General features: G+C 60.3%; 8 protein-coding genes. 5 read left to right on the top strand and 3 right to left on the bottom strand.

Going from position 1 to position 8,882, the window contains the following annotated elements; genetic code table 11:
• Positions 1-60: 60 nt before the first annotated feature.
• Positions 61-1,359 (bottom strand): MFS transporter, encoded by a 1,299-nt coding sequence (locus ACM6I5_RS08530; RefSeq protein WP_414880129.1) that lies wholly within the window; start codon positions 1,357-1,359, stop codon positions 61-63.
• 203 nt (positions 1,360-1,562) lie between these two features.
• On the opposite strand from ACM6I5_RS08530, the gene ACM6I5_RS08525 reads away from it, so the two are divergent.
• Positions 1,563-2,552: an FAD:protein FMN transferase gene (locus ACM6I5_RS08525; protein ID WP_414883582.1), complete on the top strand. Its 990-nt coding sequence runs from the start codon at positions 1,563-1,565 to the stop codon at positions 2,550-2,552.
• A gap of 207 nt (positions 2,553-2,759) precedes the next feature.
• On the top strand, positions 2,760-4,154 hold the full coding sequence (sthA, locus tag ACM6I5_RS08520) for a Si-specific NAD(P)(+) transhydrogenase (protein WP_007907752.1): 1,395 nt from the start codon (positions 2,760-2,762) through the stop codon (positions 4,152-4,154).
• A gap of 42 nt (positions 4,155-4,196) precedes the next feature.
• Here the strand turns inward: sthA and ACM6I5_RS08515 are convergent, their stop codons facing one another.
• On the bottom strand, positions 4,197-4,919 hold the full coding sequence (locus ACM6I5_RS08515; RefSeq protein WP_017339875.1) for a glycerophosphodiester phosphodiesterase: 723 nt from the start codon (positions 4,917-4,919) through the stop codon (positions 4,197-4,199).
• Between the two features lie 14 nt (positions 4,920-4,933).
• On the bottom strand, positions 4,934-5,512 hold the full coding sequence (locus ACM6I5_RS08510; protein ID WP_017339874.1) for a PilZ domain-containing protein: 579 nt from the start codon (positions 5,510-5,512) through the stop codon (positions 4,934-4,936).
• Positions 5,513-5,606: 94 nt separating this feature from the next.
• Here ACM6I5_RS08510 and ACM6I5_RS08505 point away from each other — a divergent pair, with 94 nt between their 5' ends.
• The 3 genes from ACM6I5_RS08505 to ACM6I5_RS08495 all read left to right on the top strand — a co-directional run bounded on the left by ACM6I5_RS08505 (position 5,607) and on the right by ACM6I5_RS08495 (position 8,857).
• On the top strand, positions 5,607-6,857 hold the full coding sequence (locus ACM6I5_RS08505) for a lipoprotein-releasing ABC transporter permease subunit (protein WP_414883581.1): 1,251 nt from the start codon (positions 5,607-5,609) through the stop codon (positions 6,855-6,857).
• 7 nt (positions 6,858-6,864) lie between these two features.
• Positions 6,865-7,548, top strand: a complete 684-nt coding sequence (gene lolD, locus ACM6I5_RS08500) for a lipoprotein-releasing ABC transporter ATP-binding protein LolD (protein ID WP_017339872.1) — start codon at positions 6,865-6,867, stop codon at positions 7,546-7,548.
• A gap of 64 nt (positions 7,549-7,612) precedes the next feature.
• Positions 7,613-8,857, top strand: coding sequence for a lipoprotein-releasing ABC transporter permease subunit (locus tag ACM6I5_RS08495; RefSeq protein ID WP_414883580.1), 1,245 nt, complete (start codon positions 7,613-7,615; stop codon positions 8,855-8,857).
• Positions 8,858-8,882 lie beyond the last annotated feature (25 nt).

The following is an 8,882-nucleotide window of genomic DNA, read 5'->3' as shown; positions in this document are numbered from 1 at the left end:
GGGGGCTTGTGAACGCCACAGATCCAGTGTGGGAGCTAGCCTGCTAGCGATGGCGATCTATCAGGTGCGGCCGACCACCGCTGCTTGCGCGGTCCGCAGTTCATGCCGATTGCCTTTGAACAACACCAGCGTCGCAATCAATCCAAGCACCGCCGCGCCACTGAGCCAGATCCCCGGCGCTGCCTTGTTGTCCAGCACATGAATCAGGTACGTACAGGCTGCCGGTGTAAACCCACCGAAGGTTGCGGTCGCCAAGCTGTAGGCCAAAGAGAAACCGGTCGTACGAACTTCCACCGGCATGATCTCGGTCAGCGCTACGACCATGGCGCCGTTGTACGAGCCGTACAGGAACGACAGCCACAACTCGACAATCAGCAAATGGTTAAAGCTCGGGTTTGCAACCAGCCACGACAGGGCCGGGTAAGCAGTAAGAATCGCCAGAATAGTTGCTGCGAGAAGTAGCGGTTTTCGCCCGATTTTGTCGGACACAGCGCCCATCACCGGCAGCCAGAAAAAGTTCGACAGGCCGATGCACACCGTCACCAGCAACGCATCCAGGTCCGACAAATGCAGTTCGGCTTTGCCGAAGGTCGGGGTGTAGGCGGTGATCAGGTAAAACGACACGGTCGTCATGACCACCAATGCCATGCCGGCGATGACAATGCCAAAGTTCTGACCGATCGAGCGGACGATTTCCCGCAGGGTAGGGCGATGTTTTCGTGCCTGGAACTCAGGGGTTTCTTCCAGCGAACGGCGAATCACGAAGATCACCGGCACAATCATGCAGCCGATCAGGAACGGCACGCGCCAGCCCCAGTCACCCATTTCTTCCGGGCTGAGCCAGTGGTTCAAGACAACCCCCAGCAGGCCGGCGAAAACCACCGCCGCTTGCTGACTGGCGGACTGCCAACTGACGAAGAAGCCTTTGCGTCCCGGTGTGGAAATCTCGGCCAGATACACCGAAACACCGCCCAGCTCCACGCCCGCCGAGAAACCCTGCAACAGGCGACCGAACAGCACGAGCAGCGGCGCGGCCACGCCCAATGTGGCGTAACCCGGCACGCAGGCAATCAACACCGTGCCCGCGGCCATCATCGCGAGGGTGATGATCAACCCTTTGCGACGACCATGCCGGTCGATGTAGGCACCGAGGAAAATCGCACCCAGCGGACGCATGAGAAAGCCGGCGCCAAACGTGGCCAGCGATAACATCAGGGAGGCGAAAGCACTGTCGGTGGGGAAGAAAGTTTTCGCAATGGCCGTGGCGTAAAAGCCGTAGACCATGAAGTCGAACATCTCCAGGAAGTTTCCGCTGACGACGCGAAAAATCGCTTTGCCGTTGCTCGTATTGGAAGGCATTTGTAGGTACTCGCGCTGGTAAATCTTGTTTGAAACGCTGCGCTTGTGGGAACGAGATCGGCAAGTCGCTCTCGCGGCCACAGGTTTTGCGTCTGGCTCACGGGCGCTGGCAGATCTCGCTCTCATGCGCTCTGAGCCCCATAATGGCGGGCGCGGTTTTGAGGGGAGATGAAGATTTGTTAACTGGACGGTGGGGTGGACTTATGGTGCTGGCCGGCGTTTTGTCCGGTTGTGGCAACGGCGCCAGCCTGGAACGCTTCGACGGCCCGACCATGGGCAGTCGTTATTCCATCCAATACGTAAGACATTCCTCTGCGCCCGGGCCGAAAGCGGTGCAGGTCGAAGTAGAAAATATCCTCGCCGAAGTGGATCGCCAATTCTCGACCTATCGCAGCGACTCGGACACTGCTCGCTTCAACGCATTGCCGGCCGGCCGCTGCCAGGTCATGCCCGGCCCTGTACTCGAATTGATCCGTGTGGGCGAGCAGTTGTCGTCCCAAAGCGACGGCTCCTTCGACTTGACGGTGGAACCGCTGCTCAACCTATGGGGATTCGGTCCGCAGGCGCGCGAAGAAAAAGTCCCGAGCGCCGAAGCGCTTGCCGAGATGCAGCAACGCGTCGGCCACACCCACTTGCGCATCGAGGGTGATCAGCTGTGCAAGGACGCGGCCGTCGAGGTCGATTTCAATAGCATCGCGGCGGGCTACGCGGTCGACACCATTGCCGCAAGGCTCGAAGCCATGGACATCCACAACTACCTCGCCGAAGTCACTGGCGAACTCAAGGCAGCGGGCAAGAAACCCGACGGTTTACCCTGGAAGATTGCGTTGGAGGAGCCCCGCGATGACCAGCAAGTGGCTCAGCGCATCATCAATGTGGACGGCTATGGCGTGTCCACTTCCGGGGACTACCGCAATTATTTTCAGCAGGATGGGAAACGTTATTCCCACACCCTTGATGCCCACACCGGTGCGCCGGTCTTACACGCCCTGGCGTCGGTCACGGTGATTCATCCTTCAGCGTTGATGGCCGATGGCTTATCGACGCTGTTGCTGATTCTCGGTCCTGAACGGGGTTGGGACTATGCCGAAACTCACAATATCGGTGCATTCTTTGTGATTCGTGCCGATACAGGTTTCGTCACACGAACCAATCAGGCTTTTGAACGCCTCAGTGGCGGTAAAACCGAATGATTGCGGCGATTCGCGCATTGAAGACTGGCGTTGTAGTGCAGGCAAAAGTAGCCTACGACGCGACCAAGGGTTAATGTGCGCGGCGTTGACGCTTCTATAGACTGTGTCCGGGTTCTGCACTGGCCCCAAATTGTTCCTTCACGCCGCAGATCGGCGTGATTTAGCCGCAGGTGCCGAGGGCGCCGCGGCCTGTTCTGAGGAGTACGCATGGCTGTCTACAACTACGACGTGGTGGTGCTGGGTTCCGGCCCGGCGGGAGAAGGCGCGGCAATGAACGCCGCCAAAGCAGGGCGCAAGGTGGCGATGGTCGACAGCCGTCGCCAGGTCGGCGGCAACTGCACCCACCTGGGTACCATCCCGTCCAAGGCACTGCGTCACTCGGTCCGGCAGATCATGCAGTTCAACACCAACCCGATGTTCCGGGCCATTGGTGAGCCGCGCTGGTTTTCGTTCCCGGACGTACTGAAAAGCGCCGAGAAAGTCATTTCCAAACAAGTCGCTTCGCGCACCGGCTACTACGCCCGTAACCGCGTCGACGTGTTCTTCGGCACCGGCAGCTTTGCCGACGAGCAAACCATCGAAGTGGTCTGCGCCAATGGCGTGGTCGAAAAACTGGTGGCCAAGCACATCATTATCGCCACCGGCTCGCGTCCTTATCGCCCGGCGGACATCGATTTCCATCACCCGCGTATCTACGATAGCGACACCATCCTCAGCCTCGGCCACACCCCGCGCAAACTCATCGTTTACGGCGCTGGGGTAATCGGTTGCGAATACGCGTCGATCTTCAGCGGTCTGGGCGTGCTGGTCGAGCTGGTGGACAACCGTGGTCAGTTGCTGAGCTTTCTCGACTCGGAAATTTCCCAGGCGCTGAGCTACCACTTCAGCAACAACAACATCACGGTTCGCCATAACGAAGACTACGACCGCGTCGAAGGTGTGGACAACGGCGTGATCCTGCACCTCAAGTCCGGCAAGAAGATCAAGGCCGACGCCTTGCTCTGGTGCAACGGCCGAACCGGTAACACCGATCAGCTGGGCCTGGAAAATATCGGCGTCAAGGTCAACAGCCGTGGCCAGATCGAAGTCGACGAGGCCTACCGCACCTGCGTACCGAACATCTACGGTGCCGGTGACGTGATCGGCTGGCCGAGCCTGGCCAGTGCCGCGCACGACCAGGGCCGTTCGGCCGCTGGCAGCATCGTCGACAACAACAGCTGGCGCTTCGTGAATGACGTGCCGACCGGCATCTACACCATTCCGGAAATCAGCTCGATCGGCAAGAACGAGCAGGAGCTGACGCAGGCCAAAGTGCCGTATGAAGTCGGCAAGGCATTCTTCAAGAGCATGGCGCGTGCGCAGATTGCCGGCGAGCCTCAGGGCATGCTGAAGATCCTGTTCCACCGCGAGACGCTGGAAGTGCTGGGCGTTCACTGCTTCGGTTATCAGGCGTCGGAGATCGTGCACATCGGTCAGGCGATCATGAGCCAGCCGGGCGAATTGAACACGCTGAAGTACTTCGTCAACACGACGTTTAACTACCCGACCATGGCCGAAGCCTATCGGGTAGCGGCGTACGATGGCCTCAACCGGCTTTTTTGAGTGGCTCCGGCCGGTGGCCTGAGCCGGCCGGGGAGACCGATTTCAGCAATTCTCGAGCGTGGCAGTGGCCAAACCGGGAAAGTCTGTAATCAGGCTGTCAACGCCGAAGTCGGCGAGTCTGCGCATCAGCGCGGGCTCGTTGACTGTCCACACCGACACATGCAACCCCTGACGCTGCGCCTTCTCCAGGCGTTCCGGCGTACACAGGGTCCAGTTCAGCGCCAGAATTTCACAGCCATAGCTTGCCGCGACCTTCAGCGGGTCGAGCCAGGCGTATTCGGCCACCAGTCCGCGGGACACGTCCGGCACCAGGTCCAAAGCCGCTTTCAGCACTTCTCGCGAACTCGAGGTGATGGTGACCTTGTCGAGCATGCCAAAACGCTGGGCCATTTCGCGAATCGCCAACACGGTGGTTGCGGCGCGGGTGCGTGAAGCGCTTTTGACTTCCAGCTGCCAGTGCTCGAAGTCGCATTTCTCGAACAGTTCTTCCAGCGTCGGGATCGGGCACGGCTTGATCCAGCCCGGGCCACCCTTGCGTGCGTCGTAGGTCACCAGCTCGGCAGCGGTGTGCTCGACCACCTTGCCGCGGCGGTCGGTGGTGCGCTTGAGGGTCGGGTCATGAATGACCATCAACTCGTTGTCCATGGACAGGTGCAGGTCCAGTTCGCAGCGGCGCACGCCGTGCTTGAGGCATTCCTGAAAGCCGGTCAGGGTGTTTTCCGGTGCTTCGCCCTTGGCGCCGCGATGGCCGTAGATGAGGGTCACGGTTCTTCCTTAATTTAAATGCCTGATTCGTTTTCGCGGGCCAGACGTCGTTCCTGGGCCTGCTTCTGCAAAATGTAGCGGGCCAGCAGTTGGCGCTGGGCATCCGTCGGACGTTCGAACTCGGTGCCGACGTCGTAGCCGTCGCCCTTGCGATCGCAATGGGTAACGCGCGCGCGCAGCAACAGGCCGAGGGCTTGCGGCATCAGCACCAGTTTCACCGACAGGTGCGTGCCCGCGGCAATCGGTGTGGGGTGCTGGAAGTCGACGCCACCCTCGGAGATGATCACAGGCTGCGGCTCGCCGATCTGTCCGAGCACGGTGATGGCGATCACCTGGCTGAGCAGATCGATGCGTTTGTTCTGGGATTTCAGGAACGCCGCGAGGTTGCGGTCGCGCTCGCTGATCTGGCGCAACAGGTGTTGCGATTCGAATTCGCTCAGGTGCAGTTCGCTGAGCAGGTTGAAGAGTGGGGAAGCATCCTGCAACACTTCCTGGCCTGCGGCTTCGGGAGCGGACAGGGGCCGAATTTCCAGTGCGATCGTGTCCTCGATACGGTAGTATTCGCGGCGATCTTCTTCATCTAATGTCGACATGGCGAACCCATGGTAGCGGCGGTGGTCTGAGTGTAAAGCTGGTTATCGACCCCCGCCACAAGGACGTTCCTTTTCCCTCCGAACAAGCCCCGACATGTTCAGACCTCTCTTCGTATTTATTGGCACGCGTTATACCCGTGCAAAGCGTCGCAATCATTTTGTGTCGTTCATTTCCCTGACTTCGATGATCGGTCTTGCCCTTGGCGTGATCGTGATGATCGTGGTGCTGTCGGTCATGAACGGCTTCGATCATGAGATGCGCACCCGCGTGCTGGGCATGGTGCCCCACGCGACCATCGAGTCCGGCGAGCCGATCAGCGACTGGCAAGACCTCGCTGCCAAGGTCAAGCAGAACCCGCAAGTGACGGCCGTGGCGCCGTTCACCCAGATGCAGGGGTTGCTGACCAACAACGGCAAAGTCTCCAAAGTGCTGCTCAATGCCATCGACCCGGCGCTGGAACGCCAGGTATCGATCATCGACAAGTTCATGCTGCAGGGCAAACTCGATGACCTCGCACCGGGCAGTTTCGGCATCGTCATCGGCGACAAGGCGGCCGCCAAGCTCGGCGCGGCCATTGGCGACAAGCTGACCTTTGTCGCGCCGGAAGTCACCGTGACCCCGGCCGGCATGTTCCCGCGCATGAAACGCTTCACCGTGGTCGGCATCTTCCATGTCGGCGCGGGCGAGATCGACGGTTACCTGGGCGTCACCAACCTGCAGGACCTGGCGAAGCTGCACCGCTGGAAACCGGATCAGGTGCAGGGCATCCGCCTGAAGTTCGACGACCTGTTCCAGGCCCCGCGTACCGCATGGAACATCGCCCAGCAACTCGGTGAAGACCATTTCTACGCCCGCGACTGGACGCGCACCCATGGCAACCTGTATCAGGCGATCCGCATGGAAAAAGCCATGATCGGTTTGCTGTTGCTGCTGATCGTTGCCGTGGCTGCGTTCAACATCATTTCCACGCTGGTGATGGTGGTGAACGACAAGAAGGGCGACATCGCCATTCTGCGCACCCTCGGCGCCACGCCGGGTTCGATCATGGCGATCTTCATGGTCCAGGGCACCGTCATCGGCGTGTTCGGCACGCTGATCGGCGCCGTGGTCGGGATCTTCGCCGCGCTGAACGTCAGCGCCGCGATCTCGGCCCTCGAAGGCCTGATCGGCCACAAGTTCCTCAACGCCGACGTGTACTTCATCGATTACCTGCCGTCGCAAGTGCAGAGCCAGGATGTGTTGATGGTCTGCGCCGCTGCGTTGATCCTGAGTTTCCTCGCCACCCTGTATCCAGCCTGGCGTGCCGCGCGCACCCAGCCTGCGGAGGCGCTACGTTATGAGTGAGTCGGGCATGAGTGATAAAGCAATCTTGAGCTGCCGCAACCTGGGTAAATCCTACGAGGAAGGCCCGGAGTCGGTAGAGGTTCTGGCCGGTCTGCAACTGGAGCTGCATCCGGGTGAGCGCGTAGCGATCGTCGGCACGTCGGGGTCGGGCAAAAGTACCTTGCTCAACCTGCTGGGCGGCCTCGATACGCCAACCAAGGGCAGCGTCTGGCTCGACGGCCAAGAGCTTTCGGCTCTGAGCGAGAAGAATCGTGGCCTGCTGCGTAACCGTTCCCTCGGGTTCGTGTACCAGTTCCACCATTTGCTGCCGGAGTTCACCGCACTGGAAAACGTCTGCATGCCGCTGCTGATCGGCAAGACCGCGATCCCAGAAGCGCGCCAGCGTGCGACGGCGTTGCTGGAGCGGGTAGGGCTGGGCCATCGCCTCGAGCACAAACCGGCGGAATTGTCCGGTGGCGAACGTCAGCGTGTGGCCATCGCCCGCGCCCTGGTCAACAAGCCAGGCCTGGTGATGCTCGACGAGCCGACCGGCAACCTCGACTCCCACACCGCCCAAGGCATTCAGGATTTGATGCTGGAACTCAGCACCTCGATGCGCACGGCGTTCCTGGTGGTGACCCACGACATGAACCTGGCTCGCCAGATGGATCGCGTCCTGCATTTGCAGGAAGGTTGCCTGACGCCTATCTGATTGGTCGAAACCCGATGTCTGAAAAGACGTCGGGTCTTTTTGTTTTTATACGGTGCCCCAGCGAATGTTCAGACCGTTATCGATCTTTATCGGCACGCGCTATACCCGCGCCAAGCGCCGCAATCGCTTTGTTTCGTTCATCTCTATGACCTCGATGATCGGCCTCGCCCTCGGCGTGCTGGCGATGATCGTGGTGTTGTCGGTGATGAACGGGTTCCAGCGCGAAATGAGCTCGCGCATCCTCGGCATGGTGCCCCACGCAACCATCGTCGGCGTCAAGCCGATCGACGATTGGCAGCCGGTGGCCGCCGCCGCGATGAAAAACCCGGAAGTGACCGCCGCCGTGCCGTTCACCGAGATGGAAGGCATGCTCTCCTATAAAGGCACGATGCAGCCGATTCAGGTCAGCGGCGTCGATCCGGCACTGGAAGGCAAGGTCTCGATCGTTGCCCAGCACATCGTTCAGGGCCGTCTCGATGCCTTGAAACCGGGCGAGTTCGGTGTAGTGATCGGTGAGATCACGGCAAGACGCTTCCGCTTGAATGTCGGCGACAAGATCACCCTGATCGTGCCGGAAGTCAGCAACGCGCCGGGCGGAATTACCCCGCGCATGCAGCGTCTGAACGTGGTGGGTGTGTTCAAGGTTGGCGCAGAGCTGGATGGCTCGATGGCGCTGATCCACGTCGCCGATGCCGCGCAGATGCAGCATTGGGAACCGAATCAGGTGCAGAGCGTGCGCCTGGCGGTGAAAGATTTGTACGCGGCGCCGCAGGTTTCCAGCGACATCGCTGGCGGCTTGGGCACGGCTTACAAGGCTGACGACTGGACTCACACTCAGGGCAGCCTGTTCAGCGCGATGAAAATGGAAAAAACCATGATCGGCCTGTTGTTGCTGATGATCGTTGCGGTAGCGGCGTTCAACATCATCGCCACCCTGATCATGGTGGTGAACGACAAAGGCGCGGACATCGCGATCCTGCGCACCATCGGCGCCACGCCACGACAGATCATGGCGATCTTCATGGTCCAGGGCACGGTGATCGGGGTGGTTGGCACCTTGATCGGCGGCGTGCTCGGCGTGATCGCCGCACTGAACGTGAGTGAGTTGGTGGGCTGGATGGAGCGGGTGAGCGGGCAACACATCTTCAGTTCCGATGTGTATTTCGTCAGTAACCTGCCTTCGGAGTTGCAGGGCGGGGATGTGTTGTTGATCTGCTCGGCGGGGTTTGTGTTGAGCTTCCTTGCCACGGTATACCCGGCGTGGCGTGCGGCGAAGATCGAGCCGGCTCACGCGTTGCGGTATTCGTAATCAGTTGTACTGCCATCGCGAGCAG

This window comes from Pseudomonas sp. IT-P171 (assembly GCF_949767765.1).
In the GTDB taxonomy this organism is placed as follows: domain Bacteria; phylum Pseudomonadota; class Gammaproteobacteria; order Pseudomonadales; family Pseudomonadaceae; genus Aquipseudomonas; species Aquipseudomonas fluorescens_B.
This window is presented reverse-complemented; position numbering and strand designations above follow the sequence as displayed.